We start from the raw sequence: 22,472 nt of genomic DNA, 5'->3' as shown, positions 1-22,472 counted from the left end.
CCAGCCCATGGGATTCGAACGGGCGGTGGTGACGGGTGGGGCCGGGTTCCTCGGCTCGCACGTGTGCGAAGCGCTGCTCAGGCGCGGCACGCGGGTGGTGTGCGTGGACGACTTCCGCACCGGGTCGGTGGACAACCTGCCGGACGACCCGCGGCTGGGCGTCGTGACCGAGGACGTGGCCAAACCGCTCGACCTGCTCGGCAACGTGGACCTGGTGATGCACCTGGCCTGCCCCGCGTCGCCGCTGGACTACCTGCGCACACCCGTCGACACGCTGAAAACGGGCGGTTTCGGCACGCTGCACGCGCTGGAGCTGGCGCGGCGCAAGGACGCGCGGATCGTGATCGCGTCCACCAGCGAGGTGTACGGCGACCCGTTGGAGCACCCGCAGCGCGAGACGTACTGGGGGAACGTCAACCCGATCGGCCCGCGCAGCGTGTACGACGAGGCCAAGCGCTTCGGTGAGGCGCTGACCTGCGCGTTCCGCCGTGAGTACGGCACCGACGCGGGCATCGTGCGGATCTTCAACACCTACGGCGCGCGGATGCGCCCGGACGACGGCCGGATGATCCCGACGTTCGTCCGGCAGGCCCGCGCCGGGGAGCCGCTGACCGTGCACGGCGACGGCACGCAGACCCGTTCGCTGTGCCACGTGGACGACCTGGTGCGCGGCCTGCTGTCGATGGCGGACTGCGACCACGCCGGTCCGGTGAACCTCGGCAACCCGGAGGAGGTCACGGTGCTGGAGGTCGCCCGGAAGGTCGTCGAGCTGACCGGCAGCACGTCCACCATCGAGCACGTCGACGCCATGACCGACGACCCGCGCCGCCGTCGGCCGGACATCTCGCGGGCCCGCGAACTGCTGGGGTGGCAGCCGGAGATCTCGCTGGACGAGGGGTTGCGGCGGTCGTTTGACCGCCACCTCGTCGGGTAGTCGATCGACGTCCGTCCGCAACGGTCCACACAGGAGCAACGGTCCACCTGAGCGAAAGGGGAACGCCGTGCGCGTGCTTGGTGTCAACGCGGTCTTCCACGACCCCGCGGCCGCCCTCGTGGTGGACGGCGAGGTGGTGGCCGCCGCCGAGGAGGAACGCTTCTCGCGGCGCAAGCACGGCAAGCGGCCGGTGCCGTTCTCCGCGTGGGAACAGCCCGAGCAGGCCGCCCGCTGGTGCCTTGAACACGCCGGGCTCACCCCGGCCGACCTGGACGCCGTCGCCTACTCCTACGACCCGGACCTGGTCGAGCCGAGCGACGTGCCGTGGGAGGACCTGCGCACCGAGTACGCCCGCCGCGCGCCGTACTTCCTGGCCACCGCGCTGCCGGGGCTGGACCCGGCGATCGTGCGGTTCGTGCCACACCACGTCGCGCACGCCGCGTCCACCGCCCTGGCCGCGCCGTTCGGCGGGGACTGCGCGGTGCTGGTGAACGACGGTCGCGGCGAGTGCCGGTCGCACCTGGCGGGCAGCTACCGGGGCCACCGACTGGAGACGTTGGCCGCGCAGCACCTGCCGCACTCGCTCGGCCTGCTGTACGAGGACCTGACCGAGCACCTCGGGTTCCTGCGGTCCAGTGACGAGTACAAGGTGATGGCGCTCGCCTCCTACGCCGAGCCGCGGCACCTCGACCTGCTGCGGGAGCACGTCTACGCGACCGAGGACGGCGGGTTCGCGGTGAAGCCGCTGGACTGGGCGACGCTGGCGAAGCGGCGCGAGTCGGACGGCGAGATGACGAAGGAGCACGCCGAACTGGCGGCGAGCGTGCAGGTTCGGGTCGAGGAGGTCCTGCTGGACCTGGTCCGGTGGCTGCACGAGCGGACCGGGCAGAAGCGGCTGACCATGGCGGGCGGGGTGGCGCTGAACTGCGTGGCGAACACCCGGATCTTCGCCGAGGGGCCGTTCGACGAGGTGTGGGTGCAGCCGGCCGCCGGTGACGCTGGCACGGCGCTGGGCGCGGCGTTGCAGGTGGTGGCCGACGCCGGTGAGCCCGCCGCGCCGATGCCGGGCGCCGACCTCGGCCGGTCGTGGACCGACGCGGAGATCGCGGACTGCCTGCGCACCGCGAAGATCGCCTACGAGGAGCCGGCGGACGTGGCGGTCACGGTGGCCGAGGCGTTGGCGGACGACCAGGTGGTGGCCTGGTTCCAGGGTCGCAGCGAGTACGGGCCGCGGGCGTTGGGCCGGCGGTCGCTGCTGGCGCACCCCGGTCGGGCGGAGAACCTGGCCCGGCTCAACGAGGTCAAGGGACGCGAGCAGTTCCGGCCGATCGCGCCGATGGTGTTGGCGGACCGTGCGGCGGAACTGTTCGAGCGGGGGCCGTTGCCGAGCCCGTACATGCTGTTCGTGCACGACGTGCGGCCGGAGTGGCGTGACCGGATACCGGCGGTCGTGCACGTGGACGGCACGGCGCGGGTGCAGACGGTGGACCCGGACTCGGAACCGCTGATGGCGCGGGTGATCCGCGAGTTCGACCGGCGCACCGGCGTGCCGGTCGTGGTGAACACCAGCCTGAACACGGCCGGGCGGCCGATGGTGGACGACCCGCGCGACGCGCTGGAGTGCTTCGGCTCGGCGCCGGTCGACCTGTTGGCCATCGGCCGGTTCGTGGTGCGACGGCCGGGATCGGAGGGGCGGCTGTGAACGTCGACTACGCGGTGGTCATCCCGACCGTGGGCCGCGACAGCCTGCAAGTGGTGCTCGACGCGCTGGAGAACGGCGACGGCCCGCCGCCGCGCGAGATCATCGTGGTGGACGACCGGCCCGATCCCGGCCCGTTGCCGCCGACGCACTCCGCGAGGGTGCTGCGCACCGGGGGACGAGGACCGGCCGCCGCACGCAACGCGGGGTGGCGTGCGGCGTGCTGCGAGTGGGTCGCGTTCCTGGACGACGACGTGGTGCCCGCGCACGACTGGAAGCTGCGGCTGGCCGACGACCTGGCCTGGCTGGGGCTGGACGTGGGCGCGTCGCAGGCGCGGATCGTGGTGCCGCTGCCCGAGGACCGCGCGCCGACCGACTGGGAACGCGGCACGGCCGGACTGGCGGACGCCCGCTGGATCACCGCGGACATGGCCTACCGGCGGGCGGCTCTCGTGCACGCCGGCGGGTTCGACGAGCGGTTCCCGCGCGCCTACCGCGAGGACGCCGAGTTGGCGTTGCGGGTGCAGTCGGACGGGTACCGGATCGTCAACGGGGAGCGCGTGACCACGCACCCGGTGCGTCCGGCGGGGTTCTTCGCCAGCTTGGCGCAGCAGCGCGGCAACGCCGACGACGCGTTGGCGCGGCGGTTGATCGGACCCGAGTGGCGGCAACGGATCGGTGGCGCGCGGGGACGGCTGCCGCAGCACACCGTCACCACGGCCTCCGGTGTGGCGGCGATGGTCGGCGGGTTCCTCGGCCTGCGGCGGACGGCGTTGGCGTTCGGTGGTGTGTGGGCGGCGTTGACCGCGTGGTTCGCCGTCGAACGCATCGCGCCCGGCCCGCGCACACCGGACGAGGTGGCGAAGATGATCGTCACCAGCGCCGTGATCCCGCCCGCCGCGTGCCTGCACCGGTTGCGTGGCGAATGGCGTCACCGGGCGGTGCCCGTGGCCGGTCGTGACCGTCGGATCGTCCTGGCGGCCGACGACGGCGTGCGCGTGTCGGCACGTCTGGGCGGGGCGGTGAAGCGGTGAGGGTCCTGGTGTTGCGCGCGCTCGGTCTCGGCGACCTGCTGACGGCCGTGCCGGCGTTGCGCGGGCTGCGCCGGGCGTTCCCGGACGCCGAGATCACCCTGGCCGCGCCCGGCTGGCTGGCCGACGCGGTGGACCGGATCGACGCGGTGGACCGGCTGCTGCCCACCGAAGGGCTGGCGCCGATCGACTACGAGTCGCCGGACCTGGCGGTCAACCTGCACGGACGCGGCCCGCAGAGCACCGAGCTGCTGCGTGCCACCAAACCCGCCCGGTTGATCACGCACGGCGTGCACGTGCCGTGGCCCGAGCACGAGCACGAGGTGCGGCGGTGGTGCCGGCTGCTGGCCCAGTTCGGCATCGCCTGCGACCCCGCCGACCTGCTCCTGCCGCCGTTGCCGCGTGACGACGCGATCGTCGTGCACCCCGGCGCCAGCCACGCCGCACGTCGTTGGCCGGCAACGCGGTTCGCGGCGGTGGTGCGGGAACTGGGACCGGACGTGGTGGTGACCGGCAGTCCCGACGAGGTGCCCCTGGTTCATGCGGTGGCCAGTGGTCGGGAGCGGATCGGTGACCTGGCCGGGCTGCTGGACCTGGTGGCGGGCGCGCGGCTCGTGATCTGCGGCGACACCGGCGTGTCCCACGTCGCCACCGCCTACCGCACGCCGTCGGTGGTGCTGTTCGGGCCGGTGTCCCCCGCCGAGTGGGGTCCGAGGTCCGGGCCGCACCGGGTGCTGTGGCACGGGACGACCGGCGACACGTTCGCCGACGAGCCGGACCCGGGGCTGGTGGAGATCACCGTGGACGAGGTGCTGGAGGCCGCGCGGTCGATGCTGGGAGGTGGACCATGGCCAGGATCGGCGTCGTCGGCGCCGGCTATGTCGGGCTGACCACCGCCGCCTGCTTCGCCCGGCTCGGGCACACCGTGGTGTGCGCGGACGTGGACGAGGCGAAAGTGGCGGCGCTCGGGCGGGCGGAGGTCGGCGCGCACGAGCCGGGGTTGGCCGAACTGGTCGGGGAAGGCCTGCGGGACGGGCGGTTGCGGTTCGTGCTCGGCAACGCGGCGGCACTGTCCGATGTGGACTTCGTGTTCCTGTGCGTGCCGACGCCCACGGGTCCGGACGGTGCGGCGGACCTGACCGCGGTGCACGCGGTGCTGCGCGAGGCACGCGACGCCGTCCCGCCGGGGTGCGTGCTGGTGATCAAGTCGACGGTGCCGGCCGGGACGACCGAGCGGGTGGCGGAGCTGGTGGGGCGGTCGGACGTCCAGGTCGTGTCGAACCCCGAGTTCCTGCGTGAAGGCCATGCGGTGGACGACTTCCTGCGGCCCCAGCGGGTCGTGGTCGGGGCGGAGGCCGAGGAGGCCGCGCGGCGGGTGGTGGCGTTGTACGAGGGCACGGGCGCGCCGGCGCTGGTGACGCGGAGCGCGAGTGCGGAGCTGGTGAAGTACGCGAGCAATTGCTTCCTGGCGATGAAGCTGTCGTACGTGAACAGCCTGGCCGAGTTGTGCGAACAGGTCGGGGCGGACATCGCGGACGTGACCGAGGGGATGCGGCTGGACGACCGGATCGGCGCGTCGTTCCTGGAGCCGGGGCCGGGGTGGGGTGGCTCGTGCTTCCCGAAGGACACCAGGGCGCTGCTGTCCACGGCCGAGGACGCCCACGTCGACTTCCCGTTGCTGCGCGCGACGATCGGCACGAACGGCCACCAGGCGCACCGGGTGGTGGCCATGGTGCGGGACGCGGTCGGGCCGTTGCCCTTGGACGGCGCGCGGTTGGGGTTGCTCGGGCTGACGTTCAAGGCGGGCACGGACGACCTGCGCGACTCGCCCGCGTTGGCGGTGGCGGGGCTGCTCGCCGAGGAGGGCGCTCGGCTGACCGGCTACGACCCGTGCGTCTCGGCCGATTGCGGGCCGGTGCGGGTGCTGGAGTCACCGGAGGCGGTGGCCCGTGACGCGGACGGGCTGGTGGTGCTGACCGAGTGGCCGGAGTTCGCCGAACTGGACTGGCCGAACCTGGCGGCGCTGATGACGGCTCCGGTCATCGTGGACACCCGCAACCTCCTGCCGGCGGACAAGGTCACCGAGGCCGGCTTCCACCTCGTCTCCCTCGGCCGCCCGGCTTGATCCGAATTCAGGACGGGTTCTGACCTGAATTGTCCCTACCGTTCCTCGTGGCACAGAGCCACCGAGGGCGAGGGTCCGGACCTATCGGGATCACCTGTGGTCCCCGTCGTACTTCGCCGCCTCGTGCGGCGGTGCTCCGCTGTCCATCATCAAGCAGTACGTCGAGAACCAGCGCCGTCCGGCATGACGGCCCGCTGCGGGCCGGACAGAATCGGAGCGGCTACCGCCGGCCTGAAGGCCGGGGCTCGCGCCGATTGAATCTCGGTCAGGTACGCGGGTCCCAGCGGAAGAAGCGGGTGGACAGGGCGGTCGCCACGGCGGTCCAGGCGACCACCGAGGCCAGGGCTTCGAGGACGTGGTCGGTCGGGCCGCCCCACGCCGCCCCGGTGAGAGTGCCCAGGCCACCGCCCGGGATCAGGAACACCCAGGCGTCCTCGCCACCGGACATGCCCATCAGGCCGCCGATGATCATGGCGAAGAAGAACGGCGCCGTGGTGATCTGGGCCAGTTCCGCCGTGCCGGTCAGACCACTGGTGCAGACGCCCGCCGCACAGCTGATCGCGGCGCCGCCGATCAACGCCAGGACCAGCAGGTCGGGACGGGTCGGCAGCGGCGCGCCGGCCGCCATGCTCACGCCCAGCAGCACCAACGCCTGCGCCAAGCCGAGCACCACCACCGGCAGCAGAATCCCGGTCAGCACCACCACGTCCGACGCCGCGCCCGTTCGCAGCCGCTTCAGGTACAGGTCCTGGCGGCGCGCGGTCAACGCGGTCGTCACCGTCACGTACACGGTGAACCCGAACGAGAACAGCAGCTGGAGCGTGACGACCATCGTCCAGCTGTCGTCCTCCCCACCCACCCCCAACGCGAAGTACAGCCCCGCCGCCAACGGCATCAACACGGCCAACGTGGCGGCGGTCCGGTTGCGCAGCAACAGCTTCAGCTCCGCCAAGCCCAATGCGGCGATCATGCGGCCACTACCTCCTTGCCCGTCCGGGCACTGTGGAACACGTCCTCAAGCGACGCGTGGTGCGCGCGGATCCGGCCCAACCGCAGGCCCTCCCGCCCCGCCCACGCCAGCAGCACCGCCATGTCGTCCTGGAGGTCACCGGTCCGCACCTCGACCCGACCGGACGGCCGGTGCACCACGTCGCCCGACAGCATCGGCAACGCGCCGACGTCGAGCCCGCCGGGCAGGTCGAACGAGATCCGCGCGGGCTGGGCCGCGAGCACGTCCACCAACGCGCCGGACACCGCCACCACCCCCTCGTGCATGATCGCCAGCCGGTGCGCCAGCGACTCGGCCTCCTCCAGGTAGTGCGTGGTCAGCACGACGGTCGTGCCCTCGGCCAGCAGCCCGCGCACCACCTCCCACGTCCGCTGCCGCGACTCCGGGTCGAGCCCGGTCGTCGGCTCGTCCAGGAACAGCAGCTCCGGCCGCCCGAGCACGGCCAGCGCGAGGTCCAGCCGACGCCGTTCGCCGCCGGACAGCTGCTTGATCCGCACGTCCCGCCGGTGCGCCAGGTCCAGCCGCTCCAGCACGTCCTCGGTGGCACGCCGGCCGCTCGTGACGCCCCACAGCGCCACCATCTCCCGTGCCGTCAGGTCCGCCGGGAAGCCGCTGTCCTGGAGCATGATCCCGGTGCGCGCCCGCAACGCCGCACGTTCCCGGAACGGGTCCAGCCCCAGCACCCGCACGGTGCCGGCGAAGGGCGCGCGCAGCCCTTCCAACGTCTCCATGGTCGTCGTCTTGCCCGCGCCGTTGGTGCCGAGGAGCGCGAACAGCTCCCCCTCCGAGACCTCGAAGTCGACCCCGCGCACGGCCTCGAACGAGCCGTAGCGGCACCTCAGCCCCGCCACTTCGATCACCGGTTTCCTCATGGTCACCATGCTCGTGGCGGCACCCCGTCCGCCCCCAGTGCCGCCGCACACCGGTTCACGTGACAGATGTCAGCAGACAGCCGTGCGATCGGACTCGTAGATTCCCCCTGTGACTCCGCTGAGCAGGCTCCGCCGCTACACGTGGTGGTCGGTGGCGGCCGGCGGGATGGCGGTCGGCTTCGGCACCGCGCTCGACCTGGTCACGCACGACTACGGCCTGGTCAAGTCGCTGTCGGTCGCCTTGGCGGTGGCCCTGGTGATCGTCCAGCACACCCGCTACATGCGTCAGGCCATGAGCGGGCTGGGACGTGGCGAGCACCGGCCGTGGGAGCACGCGGCGACGTTCGCGGTGGCGCTGGCGGCGTGGGCGGTGATGGCCGGCAGCGGCGCGTTCCTGCCCGCTTGGGCCTTGCTGCCCGCTCTGGTCGTGGCCCACGTGGGCGCGGTCCTGCCCGCCCGCAGCCGCTGGCCCGTCGTCGCGGTGATGTCGGCGCTCACCATCGCCACCGGCGGCGTGTTCGGCGGCACGCACGCTCGGCCGGCGATGGTGCTGGCCGTGGCGATGATCGTCGCGCTGGTGTTCGCCGACCTCATCCAGCTCTGGATCTGGCAGCTCGTGCTGCGGCAGGAGCAGGGGCGCAAGACCGCCGAGGCGCTGGCCGTGGCCGAGGAGCGGCTGCGGTTCGCCGCCGACCTGCACGACATCCAGGGCCACCACCTCCAGGCCATCGCGTTGAAGGGCGAACTGGCGCAGCGGCTGATCGGCCGGGACGACGACCTGGCCCGGCAGCACGCGGGCGAGGTGGCCGAGCTGGCCCGGACGGCGTTGCGGGAGACCCGTGAGGTGGTGCAGGGCTACCGACGTGCCAGCCTGGGCACGGAGATCGCGAACGCGGTGGGCGTGCTGCGCGCGGCGGGCATCGAGACGACGATCGAGGGTGACGCGGTGGGCGTGCCGCCGCCGTTGCAGCCGCTGTTCGGCGCGCTGGTGCGGGAGGGGACGACGAACGTGCTGCGACACAGCCGGGCGCGGCGCTGCGACGTGGTGATCAGCGTGGACGACGGCCAGGTGTGCGTGCGGCTGGCCAACGACGGTGTTTCCCCCAATGTCATGGGCACCGACCTCACGGGTGACGGGGGCGGGGCCGGCGCGGGGCTGGCCGGGCTGCGCGAGCGGTTCTCCACCGTCGGCGGGCGGATCGAGGCCGGTCCGGCGGGCGTGGACGGGTTCGAGCTGGTCGGCCGGGCCGGGGTGGGCCGGTGATCCGGGTGGTGCTGGCCGACGACGAGGACCTGATCCGGGGCGCGCTGGCGGCGTTGCTGGAGCTGGAGGACGACATCTCGGTGGTCGCGCAGGCCAGCGACGGCGACGCGGCGGTCGCGGCGGTCGTCGAGCACCGGCCGGACATCGCCGTGTTCGACCTGGAGATGCCCCGGCGGGACGGTGTGCTCGCGGCCGAGGCGGTCCGCGGGCTGGACGGCGTCGCGGTGGTCATCGTGACGCGGCACGCCCGGCCCGGTGTGCTCAGGCGGGCGTTGAGCGCGGGCGTGCGGGGCTTCGTGCCGAAGACGACGCCCGCCTCGCAGCTCGCCTCGATCCTGCGTGACGTGCACGAGGGCCGCCGGTACGTGGACTCCGAGATCGCCGCCGCCGCGTTGACCGAGGGCGCGTGCCCGTTGACCGCACGGGAGTTGGACGTCCTGCGGTACGCGCTGCGGGGCGGCACGGTCGCCACGATCGCCGCCGAGGCGCACCTGGCCGCCGGCACCGTGCGCAACTACCTGTCGTCGGCGATGACGAAGCTCGGCGTGAGCACCCGCTACGAGGCCGCCCGGTTCGCCTGGGACGAGGGCTGGATCTGACCGAGGTGGACGACCTTCACCGCGGTCATCTCGTCCAGCAGCTCGGGCCCGTAGCCGAACCCGGTGCCGGACTTCCGGCGCGGCTGGGCGGCGCCGCCGGGCGCTCCGCCGAACACCGCGTTGACCTTCACCGTGCCCACCGGCAGCGCCCGCCACGCCTGCTGCGCGTGCGCCATCGACGCGGTGAGGACCGTCGCGGCCAAGCCGTGCTCGTCCACGCACGCCTCGGCCAGGCCCCGCTCGAACGACGGCACCACGCGCACGGGCGCGACCGGCCCGAACGTCTCCTCCCGCATCACCCGCATGTCCGGCGTGCAGCGGTCGAGCACGGTCGCCGGGTAGAACGCGCCGTCGCGCTCCGGGATCGCGCCACCGACCAGCGGTTCCGCGCCGTCCGCCACCGCCTCGGTCACGTGCGCGTGCACGTGCTCCCGCAGCCGGACGTCCACCAGCGGCTGCGGGTCGGCGTTCCAGCGGCGCGCCTCCTCGCACAACGCGGCCAGGAACTCGTCGGACACCGCCTGGTGCACGAAGATCCGCTCCACCGACGTGCACAGCTGCCCCGCGTTGGTGAACGCGCCCAGCGCCGCCTGCCCGGCCGCCCACACCGGGTCCACGTCCGCGTCGACCAGCAGCGGGTCGTTGCCGCCGTTCTCCAGCAACGCCTTCGCACCGGTCGCGGCGCAGGCGGCGGCGATGGAACGGCCGGTCGCCGTGCCGCCGACGTGCGCGACGACGTCGACGTGCGGTGACGAGGCGAGCGCCGCGCCCACCGTGCCGTCACCGGTGAGGCTTTGCAGCACGCCCGGCGAGAAGTGGTCGACCATGAGCTGCGCGAGCAGGACGCCGGTGTGCGGGCAGCGCTCGCTTGGCTTGTGCACCACGGCATTGCCCGTCACCAGCGCCGCGCCGAGCAGCCCGCACGCCACCGCGACCGGGTCGTTCCACGGCGTCAGCGCGACAACCACTCCGCGCGGTTCGGGCACCATCAGATCCGTGGCGTCGTGCGCGCCGAGGAGCGACCGGCCACGGTGGACCGGACCCAGCTCCGCGTACTGCTCCAACGTGGACACACCGGCCAGCACACCTTCGCGCGCCGACGCGAACGGACGGCCGGTTTCCGACCGGATCACGTTCGCCAGGTCGGTCGCGTGGGTCCGGATCGCCTGCGCCGCGGCCTTGAGCGCCGCTCCCCGTTCGGCGGCCGAGGTCGCCGCCCACCCGGGTTGCGCCTCACGCGCGGTGAGCACCGAACCGGCCACGTCCTCGTCCGTGGCCATCGGCAGCCAGCCGATCAGCTGACCGTCGACCGGGCTGTGGACGTCGAGTGCTTCGACACGCATGTCCGTCATGGCCACCGGGTACCCGAGCGCGTGAGGTGAAACCCGAGCCCCGAGGAGGGAGAGCCATGCCCGGACGCGAGGAGTTGCCCAGCACGATCGCCCGCTCGCCCAAGAAGGCACAGCGGACGTGGATCAAGGCGCACGACTCGGCGGTGGAGACCTACGGCGAGGGCCAGCGGTCGCACCGGACCGCGTTCGCCGCGCTCAAGCACTCGTTCGAGAAGGTCGGCGACCACTGGGAGCCGAAGGACGGCAAGGGACCGTCGGACAAGCAGGCCGCGCGCAGCACGCCCAAGCAGGGCAAGACCGCCGGCGGCGTGGACGCCAACGCCAGCAAGCAGCACCTCTACGACCTGGCCAAGGAGCTGGGCGTGACCGGCCGGTCGAGCATGACCAAGCAGCAGCTGGTGGAGGCGATCCAGAAGGCCAACAACCGCAAGACCGCCAAGGCCCGCTCCTGACTGCACTTCAGAGGCTTCAGGGTTGCGGCGCTTCAGGGTTCGAGCCACCCGCGGTCGGTGAGCAGCTGGCTCGCCTGCGGCCCCATCAACGTCATGCCACCGTCCACCACGAACGACGCCCCGGTCACGTACCCGGCGGCCGGCGTGGCCAGGAACGCCACCACCGCGGCGACCTCGCTCGCGTGACCGGGCCGCCCCAGCGGCACGCCGGGCCGCAGTTCGGTGCGCGGGTCCACGTCTTCCTGACCGGTCATCGGGGTGGAGATCTCGCCGGGGGCCACCGAGTTCACCGTGATGGCGTGTTCGGCGAGTTCCAGCGCCAGCACCTTCGTCAACGCGCCCAACCCGGCCTTGGCCGCGCAGTACGGCGCGGCGCCCACCCGCGGCTGGTGCTCGTGCACCGACGTGATGTTGATGATCCGGCCGCCCTGACCGGCCTTGATCATGTGCTTGGCGGCGCGCTGGGAGCACAGGAACGCGCCGTCGAGGTCCACCGACAGCACCCCGCGCCACGTGTCGAAGTCCATCTCCATGGCCTTCTGGGCGGTGCCGGTGCCCGCGCAGTTCACCAGCACGTCCACACCGCCCAGCTCGGCGGCCAGCTCGTCGACCACGGCCGCCGCGGTCGGCAGGTCGGTCAGGTCGAGCTGCCGCACGGCCGCCTGGACGCCGCGTTCGCGGACCTTCCGGGCGGTGTCCTCGGCGCCTTCGGCGTCCCGGTGGTAGGTGATGCCGACATCCACGCCGCCGCCCGCGAGGGCCACCGCGACCGCCTTGCCGATGCCGGAGTCGGACCCGGTCACCACCGCGCGCTGCGGCGCGCCGGCCCGGTCTTGAGGTAGTGGTGCGCTCATGGCAGGCGGGTACCCGGCCCGGTGTCCACCACACAGCGCCACCCGTGTTTGCCACCCGCCGTGCCGGGAACGCCACTCGGGAATCGCGCCGGAGGGAGCACAGGGATGAAGGCCGTCACGTGGCACGGCAAGCGGGACGTTCGCGTGGACACCGTGCCCGATCCGATCATCAAGGAGCCGACCGACATCGTCGTGCGCATCACGTCGTCCGGGCTGTGCGGCTCCGACCTGCACCTTTACGAGGTGATGGGCCCGTTCATCGACGAGGGCGACATCCTGGGGCACGAGCCGATGGGCGTGGTCGAGGAGGTCGGCGTGGGTGTCGCCGACGTCAAGCCGGGCGACCGCGTGGTGGTGCCGTTCAACATCTCCTGCGGCACGTGCTTCATGTGCTCGCGCGGCCTCCAGTCGCAGTGCGAGACGACCCAGGTGCGCGAGCACGGCACGGGCGCGGCGCTGTTCGGCTACACCAAGCTGTACGGGCAGGTGCCGGGCGCCCAGGCCGAGTACCTGCGGGTGCCGTTCGGCAACACGTTGCCGATCAAGGTGCCGGAAGGACCGCCGGACGACCGGTTCGTCTACCTGTCCGACGTGCTGCCGACGGCGTGGCAGGCGGTGGAGTACGCGGGCACGCGGGACAGCCTGGTGGTCCTCGGGCTCGGCCCGATCGGCGACATGGCGACCCGGATCGCGCAGCACCGCGGCGTCGGGCAGGTCATCGGGGTCGACCTGGTGCCGGAACGGATGGCGCGCGCCAAGAACCACGGCGTCACCGTGCTGAACGTGCGGGACAGCCACCTCGTGGACCACATCCGCGACCTGACCGACGGCCGCGGCCCGGAGGCCGTGATCGACGCCGTCGGCATGGAGGCGCACGGCGCGCCGGTGGCGAAGTTCGCCCACCAGGCCGTCGGACTGCTGCCGGACGCCATCGCGGCCCGGTTCATGCAGACCGCGGGCGTGGACCGGCTGCACGCGCTGCGGCTGGCGATCGACATCGTGCGGCGCGGCGGCACGATCTCGGTGGTCGGCGTGTACGGCGGGATGGCGGACCCGCTGCCGATGCTGACCCTGTTCGACAAGCAGGTGCAGCTGCGCATGGGCCAGGCGAACGTGTGGCACTGGGTGCCGGAGATCCTGCCGCTGCTGACCGACGCCGACCCGCTCGGCGTGGACTCGTTCGCCACGCACCACCTGCCGCTGGACGAGGCGCCGCACGCCTACGACATCTTCCAGCGCAAGCAGGACAGCGCCGTCAAAGTGCTGCTGCGCCCGTGACGGGTTATCGTCCAGCGATGATCCGCTTCCGGTGGTTACTCGCCGTGGCGTTGCCGGTCTGCGTGCTCGCCGGCGGGTGTGGCTCGGGCACCGAGGACCTGGTCCGGCGCACGGCGGACGACTTCACGGCCGCGCTCGCCGAGGGTGACTCCGAGCGGGCGTGCGACATGTTGACCGAACGCGCGCGTGAAGGCGCGGAGTGCTCGTCGTTGGACCTGCCCGGCGGGTCGGTGGAGTCGGTCGAGGTCTGGGGTGACGCGGCGCAGGTCCGCACGTCGGACGACGTCCTGTTCCTGCGTGACCTGACGTCCGGGTGGCGGGTGTCCGGCGCGGGCTGCACCGCGCAGGCCGACCGGCCGTACAAGTGCGAGGTGGGTGGGCCGTGACGCAGCGCGGGATGTTCTACGCCTATCTGCTCGGCGTGCTGGGTCTGCTGGTCTTCTTCAGCGTCATCGGGCTGGTGGGACTGTGAAGAGGTTCCTGCGGGACAACGGGTTGGGCCTGACGTTCGGCCTGCTGTGCCTGGCCACGCTGGTCGGCCAGGCGTTCGCGGGCAACGCCGACCTGAACAACCGGCGGCTCACCGACGGCGGTGACCCGATCGGCTTGTGGGAGTACGTGATGTCGTCGGACTACGCGGTGGACGTGGCCGAGAACTGGCAGTCGGAGTACCTCCAGTTCTTCCTGTTCATCTTCGCCACCGTGTGGCTCATGCAGCGCGGTTCGCCGGAGTCGAAACCGGCGTCGCGGATCGGCGCGGAGTCGGACAAGGATCAACTGCTCGGCGCGCACGTGAAGGAGCAGTCGCCGCCGTGGGCGAAGGCGGGCGGCTGGCGGACGGCGCTGTACTCGAACTCGCTGGGCCTGGTCATGCTCGGCCTGTTCGTCGGCTCGTGGCTGACCCAGTCGATCGCCGGGCGCAGCGCGTACAACAACGACCGGCTGAACGACTTCCTGGACCCGATCACGTGGTGGGACTACGTGCTGAGCGCCGACTTCTGGAACCGGTCGCTGCAGAACTGGCAGTCGGAGTTCCTGGCCATCGGCTCGATGGTGGTGCTGAGCGTGTACCTGCGCCAACGCGGATCGCCGGAGTCCAAGCCGGTCGGCACGCCGCACACGGCCACGGACGAGTCGGGCTGAGGGGAACCGGCTCGGGCTGACGGGGGCGCTATTCGAGGCGGTCTTCCTCGTCTTCGTCGTCCTCGTCCCCCGTCGAGTCACGGCCACGCTCACGCCACGGCAGCGCGAACCACAGCGTGCCGAAGAACAGGGCCGCGAACACGCCCAGCGCGATGCCCGCCCAGCCGCCGATGATGACCTCGCCGAGCACCAGGATGGTGCCGGTCATGGCCACCGCGAGGCACGCCAGCCCGAGGATCGCGTAGCGGTTCGCCACCTCGATCACGTCCTCCCGCCTGCCGCGGCGGAAGAGGATCCGGTGCCAGGCCGCCGGCGCGGTGAGCAGCGCGACCGCGCACGCGGCGAAGAGGACCGTGATCAAGTGGGTGACGCGGACGTACGCGTCGGCTGCCGCATAGCGCTCGGTGAAGGCGATGGACAGCAGGAAACCGAACAGGATCTGCACGCCCGCCTGCGCGACCCGCAGTTCTTGCAGCAACTCGTTGAGGTTGCGGGCCAACCTCCGCTGGTGCGACTCCTCGGCTTGGCTCACGCGCACCACATACCCATCACCCGGTTGTGTTAACCGCATCGAACGACAGCGCGAAGTGGTTCAGGGTGGTGGGCAGGGGCGCGTGCAACGTCGGCACGGCGAGGTGGTCCCGCAGGGTGTCGAGCATGGTGCTCGCCGCGACCAGCACGAGATCACGCCCCGGGCACACGCCCGGACCGCCGCTGAACGGCACCAGAGCCGGTTCGGGCGGCGTGGGCCAGATGTCCGGCGCGTACTCGTCGGCGTACGGCAGCCGTTCCCGATCACGGTGGAAGTAGGGCGCGAACACGACGAACGTGGTGCCGGCGGGCAGCCAGGCGCCGTGCCAGTGGGTCGGTTCCGTGCTCTCCCGCAGGATCACCGGCGTGGTCGGCCAGAGCCGCGCCGACTCCCAGATCCCGGCCTGGCCGGAGCCGCCGATCGCCAGCGCCCGCATGGTCACGATGCCCGCCGCGTCGAACGCGAACAGCCAGTGCGGCGCCTGTTCCGCCACGTCGTCGGCGGGCGCGAGGCTCGCCAGGCTGTTCGGCTCACGACGCTCCAGGTGCCTGCGCAGGCGTCCGTCGAACCGCCGGCGCAGCCCTTCGCGGCGCGGGTGCAGGTAGGCCCAGTTCGCGTGGCCGCGCAACGTTTTCAGCATGTCGGTCAGCTCGACGTCCTCGCGCGCGAAGGAGCCGAGCACGATCCGCCGCGCCGCCCGCCACCACGCCTGCGCGAACGAGTCCCACGTGAGCACACCGCTGCTCCGGACGTGCCGCAGCAGCAGGTCCGCCTCGTCCGCCACGATCCCCTGCGCGTCGATCTTCTCCGGCCGCAGCACTTCCTCGTTCAACGCACGGCGCCGCGCGCGCTCCTCCCCCGTCGAGATCAGCACGCCGTGCGGCTGGAAGTGCGCCAACGCGGCCTTCTTCTCCCGGGTGGCCAGGGCGAACGGCGACGGCGAGTCGGCCAGCAGCCGCGAGACGTCCACCGGGTCCAGCAGCAGCGCGATGCTGCGTCCCGTCACCCTGAGCCGCAACGGTTGCGGGCCGTACCGCTGCCGGAACCGCATCATGGTGGCCACCGCCACGGCGTCGGCCTGCATCTTCTCGGCCATCGCCATCACCGGCGGCCGGCGCACGATCACGCCCTTGGCCAGCGTCGGCAGCAGCACCTTGGCGAACGCCCGGCCGGTGTCGAGCCGGGACGCTACGGCCACGACCCCTCCTCGGCGTGCGCCACCACGAGTTCGCGGACCTCGCACCCCTCGGGCTGGCTCAGGGCGAACACGATCGCGTCGGCGACCCGCTCGGGCGGGTTCAGCTTGCTGTCGTCCGGCGGCCGGTACTGCTCGGCCCGGTCGTCGAAGAAGTGGGTGCGCATCCCGCCGGGGATCACCAGCGTCACGCCGACCCGTCCGGCGGTCTCGGCCGCCAACGCCCTCGTGAAGCCGACCACGCCGAACTTCGAGGCGCAGTACGCGGTCGCGTCGCTGACCGCGCGCAGCCCGAGGGTCGACGCGATGGTCACCACCCGGCCGCCGTCGAGCATCGGCAACGCCGCCCGCACCACCGCCGCGGTGCCGAGCAGGTTCACCATCACCACCCGGTCCCAGTCGGCGCCGGACACCTGGTCCAGCCGGCCGCACGCGTCCGTGCCCGCCGCCGTCACCACCGCGCGCAGGCCGCCGTTGCGCTCGGCGATCGCCCGCACCGCGCGTTCCGCCGCCCTGGTGTCGGACAGGTCCACCGACTCGAAGTCGGCCACCTCCGCGGACGACGGCGCGGCCTTGTCCAGCACCAGCGGACGTCCGCCCAGCTCGTGCACCGCGTGCACCACGGCCGCGCCCAACCCGGACGCGCCGCCCGTAACCAACACCTGGCCGAGCATCAGCCCCTCCTCGACAGCATCTCGGTGGTCGAACGGCCCCGGTGGTAGGGCACGACGACGGTCCGCCCGCCCCAGCCCGCCACGAGGTCCGCTTCCGGCAGTGAGTCCACGGAGTAGTCGCCGCCCTTGACCCACACGTCCGGTCGCAGGGCGGCGAGGACGCGTTCCGGCGTGTCGTCCTCGAACACCACCACGTCGTCCACGCAACCGAGCGCGCGCAGCACTTCGACCCGGTCCTGTTGCCTGGTGACGGGCCGCTCGGGGCCCTTGAGCCGGCGCACCGACGAGTCGGAGTTCAGGCACACCACCAGGCAGTCCCCGAGCGCCCTCGCGGCGCGCAGCGTCCGTACGTGGCCCGCGTGCAGCAGGTCGAAGCACCCGCCGGTGGCGACGACCACGCCACCGCGCGCCCGCACAGCGTCCACAGTGGACACCGGGTCGACGTGCCGGAACCCGGAAGCGCCGCCGCACCGCAGGAATTCGGCGGCCGACGTCACCGCGTCGGCCACCGCGTCGTCCATCGCCGCGCCGCCCATGAGCCGTGCCGCGACGGTCACCGCGAACCGGTCGCCCGCGCCGCACGGGTCGACCACGGGAACGCGTGGCGCGGGCACGGCTACCGGCATACCGCCGCCGTGCAGCAGCGCGCCGTCCGCCCCGAGCGTCACCACGACCGCCCGCGCCCGCCACCGTTCACGCAGCACTTGCAGCGCGTCCATCGGATCGCCGCGCCCGCTGAACGCCTTCGCCTCGGCCGCGTTCGGCGTCACCAGTCGCGCGCCGGGCACCGGCTCCGGGCCGCGCGGGTGCGGGTCCCACACCACCGGACGGCGGGCGAGCACGCCGCGCAGCCGTTCGTCGCGCGCCAACCCGCGCCCGTAGTCGGACACGAGCACGAAGTCCGCCTCCAGCACCGCGTCCAGCATGTCGTCGGTGGCCTGCGGTGTGCCGGACCCGCCGCCCCGGTCCAGCCGGGCGATCGACTGGCCACCGCACCGCAGCCGAGTCTTGACGGACGTGGGCGTCGGGGACGGCCCGAGCACGCACGGCACGTGGGCCAGTTCGTCCCTCAGCCGCTGCCCGTCCTCGTCGTCGGCCACCGCGCTCACCAGGGTGACGTCCACCCCGTCCGCCGCCGCCAACGCCGCGGCCAGACCCGCGCCACCCGGCCGGGACCGCTCCTCCGTCACGTCCAACACCGGCGCCGGCGCGTCCGGGCACAACCGCTCGGCGTGGCCCAGCACATCGACGTCGAGCAACGAGTCGCCCACGACGACCAGCTTCACGAGACCCTCCGTTCCGACGCCGGCAGAGCTGCTTCGAAGGCGGCGCACAGGGCGTGCACGGCCACCAGTTGTGCCTCCTGGACGTTCGCCGGGTCGCCCGGCAGCGCCAGCACCTCGTCCACTGCCTCGGCCAGCGGGTTCGGTGCCGGGCCGGTCATCGCCCACACGTGCGCGCCCGCCACCCGGCCCGCCTTCGCCGCCTCGATCAGGTTCGGGCTGCGCCCACTGGTGGACAGCAGCAGCACCACGTCCTGCGGCCGGGCGTGCGCGGTGACCTGGCGGGCGAACACCTGGTCGTAGCCGTAGTCGTTGCCGATCGCGGTGACGCTGGACGATTCCGCGCACAACGCGATCGCGGAGAACGGCCGCCGGTCGTCCCGGAACCGGCCGACCAGTTCGGCGGTCAGGTGCTGCGCCTCGGCGGCCGAACCGCCGTTGCCCGCCGCGAGCAGCCGGCCGCCGTCGGTGAGCCGACGGGCCAGCACACCGCCCCAGCGGGTCAGCCTGGGCGCTTGGGCGCGCAGCCCGGCCAACGACTGCGCCAGTCCGTTCAAGTGGGTCTCGACGGTCATCACGTGCCTCCCACGGCCACGGCCTGCCCCACCGTGACCCGCTCGTAGACGCGTTCGGTGTCTTCCGCGATCCGGTCCCACGTGTAGCGCACGCCGACCCGGTCCAGGCCCGCGATCCCGCACGCCTCCCGCCGAGCCCGGTCGACCAGCAGCGAGTGCAGCGCGCGGGCCAGCGTCGCCGGGTCTTGCGGCGGCACGAGCACGCCCGTGACGCCGTCGACCACGGTGTCCGTGAGGCCGCCGACCGCGCTGGCCACCACGGGCACACCGCAGGCCATGGCCTCCAACGGCACGATGCCGAACGGCTCGTACCACGGCACGCACGCCACCACGTCCGCCGAGCGCAGCAACGCGGGCATCTCGTCCCGCGAGACCTGCCCGGCCAGCACCAGCCGGTGCCGCACGCCGACGCGTTCCGCGTGCGCGGCCAGCCGCTGGGCCTCCGGGTCGGCGTCGACGTCCACCGGGCCGCCCGCGATCACCAGTTCGGCGTCCGGCAGCGACCGAAGCGCGGTGATCAGGTCCTGGAAACCCTTACGTGGCACCAACCTGCCGACCGACACGATGCGGTACGGGTAGCGCCGCCGGTCGGCCGGACCCTCGGGTCGGAAACGGGTCGGGTCCACTCCGCACGGCACCACGGAGATCCGTGACCGCCGCACGCCCATGCGCATCAGCTCGGTCACCTCGTCGTCACAGGTCGCGGCGATCCGGTCGGCCTCCCGCCCGATCATCCGCTCGATCCCGATCCGCTCCGCCGGGCTCGTGTCGTCGGCGCCCTGGTGCCGGCGCTTCACCGTGCCCAGGGCGTGGTAGGTCTGCACGACCGGCACCCCCGCCTTGCGCGCGGCGAGCACCGAAGCCAGGCCGGACATCCAGAAGTGCGCGTGCACGACGTCAGGTTGTTCCTCGTACCACTCCTGTTCCAGGAACCGGGCGAACTCGCCCATGTGCGGCAGCAGCTCGTCCTTCGGCACCGCACGCGCCGGACCGGCGGGCACGTGCACCACTTCGTAGCCCTGTTCCGTGCGCACCCGCTCGGGCAGCGAGGGGTCGTCGCGCCGGGTGTGGACCACGACGTCATGGCCGCGTGCCGACAACGCCGCGGACAACGCGGCCACGTGCACGTTCTGTCCCCCGGCGTCCACACCGCCGAGAGCGGCCAGCGGGCCGGCGTGTTCGGACACCATCGCGATCCTCATCCGCTCACTCCTGTCACCAACCGGTCCCAACTCCGCAGGAAGGCGTCGAGCCCGTACCGTGCCAGGGCGAACTCCCTGGCCTGCTTCCCCTTCTGCCTGGCCAGCGCCGGGTCCGCGACCAGGTCGGCCACGGCCCGCACCAGCTCGTCCACGTCCGTGGACACCACACCCGCCTCCGGCGGCACTGCACGCACCACTTCGGTGCACGCCAACGCCACCACGGGCATCCCCAGGTGCATCGCCTCGATCAGCGACAGCCCCAGCGAGGTCCACCGCACCGGGTGCAGGTAGAGGCGCCGCAGCGCCAGTTCCCGGTGCAGCGACTCCAGGTCGTGGTCGCCCCGGCCGATGTCGCCCAACCTGCGGGTGCGCATGCCGTAGACGTCCAACGGGGCCGCTTCGGCGAACCTCGGCAGCAGGTCCGTGCCCACCGCCCGGCCGCGGCGCACGGGGTCGTTGACCACGACCGCGGCGCGCGGCAGCTCACCCGTGTACTTCGGGCCCGGGTCCACCACGCCGTGCTCGATGACCACCGTACGGGTGGTGCCGCAGTCCCACATCAGGTCGTTGAAGTGGGTGACGTGGACGATCGTGCCGGACCAGTCCTTCAGCGGGTGCGTCTGGTTCGGGTACTTGGGTGTGTTGTGCTCCAGGTAGACCACCGGGACGCCGACGGGCACCAGGCCGACTTCGGCCGGCCGTTGCAGCACCGCGATGTCCGCGCCCACCTCGGAGAGTTGGGACGCCGGGACTTCGCGCGCGGCGGGCCAGTCGCGGCCGGCGAGCCCGATGCCGGACCGCGGCCCGGGGATCAGGTACTCGTGCGAGCCACGGACGAACGCGTTCGTCCACGAGCCGTGCACGTGCCACAGCAGGATCTTCACGTCCGCACCCCCACCAGCTCGGCGACAGCGGCGACGACCCGGTCGGGCGTCACCAGGTTCAGGCACGGGTGGCCGGGGACCGGGCACTCGCGGGCGCGGGAACCCCGGCACGCCGCGTTCTGGTCGCCCAGCAACACGTGCGGCCCGTGCGGCGCCCACCTCTCGGCGGGCACGACGGGCGCGAACAACGACACGACAGGCGTGCCGACGGCCGCGGCGAGGTGCGCCGGCCCCGTGTTGCCGACCACCACCGCGTCCGCGCGGGCCAGCAGCCCGGCCAGTTCGGCGAACGTCGTCCGGCCGCCGAGGTCGACGCCGTCCGTGCCCGCCACGTACTTGGTCAACGCCGTTTCGCCCGGCCCGCCGGTGACCAGGACGCGGTGCCCGGCTTGGACGAGCGCGGTCACGGCCTCCGCACACCGGTCCGGCGACCACGCGCGTGCGGGCACCGACGCGCCGGGGTGCAGGACGACGTACGGCCCGATCTCGGCCGTCTCCACCGGCGTGGTGATCGCGAGCCTGCCGTCATCTCCCGGTGGCAGCCCGAAACCGGCGGCCCGCGCGACTTCGAGCGCGCGTTCGGCCTCCGGGACGTCCGGGTCCTCGCGCAACCGGACGTCCAGCAGCGACCCGGGGTAATCCGTGGAACGGGCGACGACTTTCGGCACACCGGCGAGCTTCAGCAGCAACGCGAGCGGCAGCGGGCTCTGGTGGAACGACGTGAGGACCAATGCCACGTCGGCGCGAATTCCCTTGAGCAGAGCGACAATCCCTTCGATGTCGGGGGTCCGGACCTCCGGCGCGGGGTTCGAGATCCACGGGCAGTCCCAGCGCACCACCCGGTGGACGCCGGGCAGTAGCACCGCCGCCTGCGCGCCGGAATACCCGCACAGCAACACGACTTCGCCCGCGCGTGCGGCGGCACGCACCGCCGGACCGGCGAGCAACACGTCGCCGTCGCTGTCGAGCCTGACCACGAGTGTCCTCATAGGACCATCGCCAACGCGGACGTGAGGTCGGGCGCGGTGTGCGGCGCGCGGTCGGCCTCGTCGGGCAGGGTCTGCGGTGTGGGCACCAGGATCGGGATCGCGCCCGCCGCGAGCGCGGCCTTGACGTCCGCCTCGATGTCACCGATCACATAGGTGCGTTCGGGCCGGGCCTGGATCGCTTCACACGCCCGGAGGATCATCCCCGGCGCGGGTTTGCGGCACTCGCAGCCGTCATCTGGGTGGTGCGGGCAGACCTGCCAGGTGTCGAACCGGCCCAGCAGCTCCTCGACCCGCGCGTTCACCGCGCCGACCTCGTCGAGGGTGAGCAGACCGCGACCGACACCGGACTGGTTGCTGACGACGCCCGTGCGCACTCCGTGACCGCGCAACGCCCGCAAGACGTCGCGCGCCCCGGGCATCGGGCGCACCCTGTCCGGGTCGCCGTTGTAGGGCACGTCCCTGATGAGCGTGCCGTCGCGGTCGAAGAGAACCGCGTCGGGGTACTGGTCCACAGAGGAGAGTTAGC

25 protein-coding genes are annotated in these 22,472 nt (G+C 72.7%); 12 read left to right on the top strand and 13 right to left on the bottom strand.

The window, feature by feature from the left end:
* Positions 1–7 precede the first annotated feature (7 nt).
* From F4560_RS02355 to F4560_RS46460, 6 genes are all read left to right on the top strand, one after another.
* Entirely contained in the window at positions 8–934 is a 927-nt protein-coding gene (locus F4560_RS02355; protein WP_184915585.1) for a UDP-glucuronic acid decarboxylase family protein, read from the top strand.
* Positions 935–1,001: 67 nt separating this feature from the next.
* Positions 1,002–2,636 (top strand): carbamoyltransferase family protein, encoded by a 1,635-nt coding sequence (locus tag F4560_RS02350; RefSeq protein ID WP_184915581.1) that lies wholly within the window; start codon positions 1,002–1,004, stop codon positions 2,634–2,636.
* Positions 2,633–3,667 carry a glycosyltransferase gene (locus tag F4560_RS02345; RefSeq protein WP_184915578.1) on the top strand — a complete coding sequence of 345 codons (1,035 nt, stop codon included), beginning with the start codon at positions 2,633–2,635 and terminating at the stop codon, positions 3,665–3,667. Before F4560_RS02350 ends, F4560_RS02345 begins: the two co-directional genes overlap by 4 nt.
* Positions 3,664–4,554 carry a glycosyltransferase family 9 protein gene (locus F4560_RS02340; protein ID WP_184915575.1) on the top strand — a complete coding sequence of 297 codons (891 nt, stop codon included), beginning with the start codon at positions 3,664–3,666 and terminating at the stop codon, positions 4,552–4,554. The genes F4560_RS02345 and F4560_RS02340 overlap by 4 nt, the downstream gene beginning before the upstream one ends.
* Complete coding sequence (locus tag F4560_RS02335; protein ID WP_184915572.1) at positions 4,512–5,789, top strand: UDP-glucose dehydrogenase family protein; 1,278 nt, start codon at positions 4,512–4,514, stop codon at positions 5,787–5,789. The genes F4560_RS02340 and F4560_RS02335 overlap by 43 nt, the downstream gene beginning before the upstream one ends.
* A 28-nt stretch (positions 5,790–5,817) precedes the next feature.
* On the top strand, positions 5,818–5,976 hold the full coding sequence (locus F4560_RS46460; protein WP_376775413.1) for a transposase: 159 nt from the start codon (positions 5,818–5,820) through the stop codon (positions 5,974–5,976).
* Positions 5,977–6,054: 78 nt separating this feature from the next.
* Here the strand turns inward: F4560_RS46460 and F4560_RS02325 are convergent, their stop codons facing one another.
* On the bottom strand, positions 6,055–6,759 hold the full coding sequence (locus F4560_RS02325; RefSeq protein WP_184915569.1) for an ABC transporter permease: 705 nt from the start codon (positions 6,757–6,759) through the stop codon (positions 6,055–6,057).
* Positions 6,756–7,670 (bottom strand): ABC transporter ATP-binding protein, encoded by a 915-nt coding sequence (locus tag F4560_RS02320; protein ID WP_184915566.1) that lies wholly within the window; start codon positions 7,668–7,670, stop codon positions 6,756–6,758. Before F4560_RS02320 ends, F4560_RS02325 begins: the two co-directional genes overlap by 4 nt.
* A 109-nt stretch (positions 7,671–7,779) precedes the next feature.
* Here F4560_RS02320 and F4560_RS02315 point away from each other — a divergent pair, with 109 nt between their 5' ends.
* Together F4560_RS02315 and F4560_RS02310 are read left to right on the top strand one after the other, a co-directional pair.
* A complete protein-coding gene (locus tag F4560_RS02315; protein WP_312868195.1) occupies positions 7,780–8,934 on the top strand; it encodes a sensor histidine kinase in 1,155 nt (384 codons plus the stop codon).
* Positions 8,931–9,533 carry a response regulator transcription factor gene (locus tag F4560_RS02310; protein ID WP_184915561.1) on the top strand — a complete coding sequence of 201 codons (603 nt, stop codon included), beginning with the start codon at positions 8,931–8,933 and terminating at the stop codon, positions 9,531–9,533. The genes F4560_RS02315 and F4560_RS02310 overlap by 4 nt, the downstream gene beginning before the upstream one ends.
* Here F4560_RS02310 and F4560_RS02305 read toward each other — a convergent pair.
* Entirely contained in the window at positions 9,491–10,885 is a 1,395-nt protein-coding gene (locus tag F4560_RS02305) for an aldehyde dehydrogenase family protein (protein ID WP_184915558.1), read from the bottom strand. The genes F4560_RS02310 and F4560_RS02305 overlap by 43 nt on opposite strands.
* A 56-nt stretch (positions 10,886–10,941) precedes the next feature.
* On the opposite strand from F4560_RS02305, the gene F4560_RS02300 reads away from it, so the two are divergent.
* On the top strand, positions 10,942–11,337 hold the full coding sequence (locus F4560_RS02300) for a ChaB family protein (protein WP_184915555.1): 396 nt from the start codon (positions 10,942–10,944) through the stop codon (positions 11,335–11,337).
* Between the two features lie 32 nt (positions 11,338–11,369).
* On the opposite strand, the gene F4560_RS02295 is transcribed toward F4560_RS02300, so the two are convergent.
* Positions 11,370–12,191, bottom strand: coding sequence for an SDR family oxidoreductase (locus F4560_RS02295; RefSeq protein WP_184915553.1), 822 nt, complete (start codon positions 12,189–12,191; stop codon positions 11,370–11,372).
* Positions 12,192–12,296: 105 nt separating this feature from the next.
* On the opposite strand from F4560_RS02295, the gene F4560_RS02290 reads away from it, so the two are divergent.
* The 3 genes from F4560_RS02290 (at position 12,297) to F4560_RS02280 (ending at position 14,612) form a co-directional block, all read left to right on the top strand.
* Positions 12,297–13,469 (top strand): alcohol dehydrogenase catalytic domain-containing protein, encoded by a 1,173-nt coding sequence (locus F4560_RS02290; protein ID WP_184915550.1) that lies wholly within the window; start codon positions 12,297–12,299, stop codon positions 13,467–13,469.
* A 17-nt stretch (positions 13,470–13,486) separates the two neighbouring features.
* Entirely contained in the window at positions 13,487–13,855 is a 369-nt protein-coding gene (locus F4560_RS02285) for a hypothetical protein (RefSeq protein ID WP_184915547.1), read from the top strand.
* 82 nt (positions 13,856–13,937) lie between these two features.
* Complete coding sequence (locus F4560_RS02280; RefSeq protein WP_184915545.1) at positions 13,938–14,612, top strand: DUF6766 family protein; 675 nt, start codon at positions 13,938–13,940, stop codon at positions 14,610–14,612.
* Positions 14,613–14,640: 28 nt separating this feature from the next.
* Here the strand turns inward: F4560_RS02280 and F4560_RS02275 are convergent, their stop codons facing one another.
* From F4560_RS02275 to F4560_RS02235, 9 genes are read right to left on the bottom strand one after another with little or no spacing between them, the layout of a single operon-like run.
* The gene (locus F4560_RS02275; protein ID WP_184915542.1) at positions 14,641–15,144 is read right to left on the bottom strand and encodes a DUF6328 family protein; all 504 of its coding nucleotides are present in this window, start codon (positions 15,142–15,144) and stop codon (positions 14,641–14,643) included.
* A gap of 16 nt (positions 15,145–15,160) precedes the next feature.
* Positions 15,161–16,342 carry a cytochrome P450 gene (locus tag F4560_RS02270; RefSeq protein ID WP_184915539.1) on the bottom strand — a complete coding sequence of 394 codons (1,182 nt, stop codon included), beginning with the start codon at positions 16,340–16,342 and terminating at the stop codon, positions 15,161–15,163.
* Entirely contained in the window at positions 16,333–17,013 is a 681-nt protein-coding gene (locus F4560_RS02265) for an SDR family oxidoreductase (protein WP_184915536.1), read from the bottom strand. The genes F4560_RS02270 and F4560_RS02265 overlap by 10 nt, the downstream gene beginning before the upstream one ends.
* Positions 17,013–18,299, bottom strand: coding sequence for a D-glycero-beta-D-manno-heptose 1-phosphate adenylyltransferase (gene rfaE2, locus F4560_RS02260; protein WP_184915534.1), 1,287 nt, complete (start codon positions 18,297–18,299; stop codon positions 17,013–17,015). Before rfaE2 ends, F4560_RS02265 begins: the two co-directional genes overlap by 1 nt.
* Positions 18,296–18,871: a D-sedoheptulose-7-phosphate isomerase gene (locus tag F4560_RS02255; RefSeq protein ID WP_184915531.1), complete on the bottom strand. Its 576-nt coding sequence runs from the start codon at positions 18,869–18,871 to the stop codon at positions 18,296–18,298. Before F4560_RS02255 ends, rfaE2 begins: the two co-directional genes overlap by 4 nt.
* A complete protein-coding gene (locus F4560_RS02250) occupies positions 18,871–20,073 on the bottom strand; it encodes a glycosyltransferase (RefSeq protein ID WP_184915528.1) in 1,203 nt (400 codons plus the stop codon). Before F4560_RS02250 ends, F4560_RS02255 begins: the two co-directional genes overlap by 1 nt.
* Positions 20,070–20,957 (bottom strand): glycosyltransferase, encoded by an 888-nt coding sequence (locus F4560_RS02245; RefSeq protein ID WP_184915524.1) that lies wholly within the window; start codon positions 20,955–20,957, stop codon positions 20,070–20,072. Before F4560_RS02245 ends, F4560_RS02250 begins: the two co-directional genes overlap by 4 nt.
* Positions 20,954–21,946: a glycosyltransferase family 9 protein gene (locus tag F4560_RS02240; RefSeq protein ID WP_184915520.1), complete on the bottom strand. Its 993-nt coding sequence runs from the start codon at positions 21,944–21,946 to the stop codon at positions 20,954–20,956. Before F4560_RS02240 ends, F4560_RS02245 begins: the two co-directional genes overlap by 4 nt.
* On the bottom strand, positions 21,943–22,458 hold the full coding sequence (locus tag F4560_RS02235) for a D-glycero-alpha-D-manno-heptose-1,7-bisphosphate 7-phosphatase (RefSeq protein ID WP_312868185.1): 516 nt from the start codon (positions 22,456–22,458) through the stop codon (positions 21,943–21,945). Before F4560_RS02235 ends, F4560_RS02240 begins: the two co-directional genes overlap by 4 nt.
* Positions 22,459–22,472: the final 14 nt, after the last annotated feature.

Origin of the sequence: Saccharothrix ecbatanensis, assembly GCF_014205015.1 — a bacterium.
Lineage (GTDB): Bacteria > Actinomycetota > Actinomycetes > Mycobacteriales > Pseudonocardiaceae > Actinosynnema > Actinosynnema ecbatanense.
Note: the sequence above shows the minus strand (reverse complement) of the source record. Positions and strands in the feature narration are given on the sequence as shown.

What these genes read in the sequence shown, in the direction of transcription:
- F4560_RS02335 (WP_184915572.1), top strand. Translation starts at nt 4,512, where the DNA reads ATGGCCAGGATCGGCGTCGTCGGCGCCGGCTATGTCGGGCTGACCACC.
- F4560_RS02295 (WP_184915553.1), bottom strand. Translation starts at nt 12,191, where the DNA reads ATGAGCGCACCACTACCTCAAGACCGGGCCGGCGCGCCGCAGCGCGCG.
- F4560_RS02265 (WP_184915536.1), bottom strand. Translation starts at nt 17,013, where the DNA reads ATGCTCGGCCAGGTGTTGGTTACGGGCGGCGCGTCCGGGTTGGGCGCG.
- F4560_RS02300 (WP_184915555.1), top strand. Translation starts at nt 10,942, where the DNA reads ATGCCCGGACGCGAGGAGTTGCCCAGCACGATCGCCCGCTCGCCCAAG.
- F4560_RS02325 (WP_184915569.1), bottom strand. Translation starts at nt 6,759, where the DNA reads ATGATCGCCGCATTGGGCTTGGCGGAGCTGAAGCTGTTGCTGCGCAAC.
- F4560_RS02305 (WP_184915558.1), bottom strand. Translation starts at nt 10,885, where the DNA reads ATGACGGACATGCGTGTCGAAGCACTCGACGTCCACAGCCCGGTCGAC.
- F4560_RS02240 (WP_184915520.1), bottom strand. Translation starts at nt 21,946, where the DNA reads ATGAGGACACTCGTGGTCAGGCTCGACAGCGACGGCGACGTGTTGCTC.
- F4560_RS02285 (WP_184915547.1), top strand. Translation starts at nt 13,487, where the DNA reads ATGATCCGCTTCCGGTGGTTACTCGCCGTGGCGTTGCCGGTCTGCGTG.
- F4560_RS02355 (WP_184915585.1), top strand. Translation starts at nt 8, where the DNA reads ATGGGATTCGAACGGGCGGTGGTGACGGGTGGGGCCGGGTTCCTCGGC.
- F4560_RS02290 (WP_184915550.1), top strand. Translation starts at nt 12,297, where the DNA reads ATGAAGGCCGTCACGTGGCACGGCAAGCGGGACGTTCGCGTGGACACC.
- F4560_RS02255 (WP_184915531.1), bottom strand. Translation starts at nt 18,871, where the DNA reads ATGACCGTCGAGACCCACTTGAACGGACTGGCGCAGTCGTTGGCCGGG.
- F4560_RS02320 (WP_184915566.1), bottom strand. Translation starts at nt 7,670, where the DNA reads ATGAGGAAACCGGTGATCGAAGTGGCGGGGCTGAGGTGCCGCTACGGC.
- F4560_RS02250 (WP_184915528.1), bottom strand. Translation starts at nt 20,073, where the DNA reads ATGAGGATCGCGATGGTGTCCGAACACGCCGGCCCGCTGGCCGCTCTC.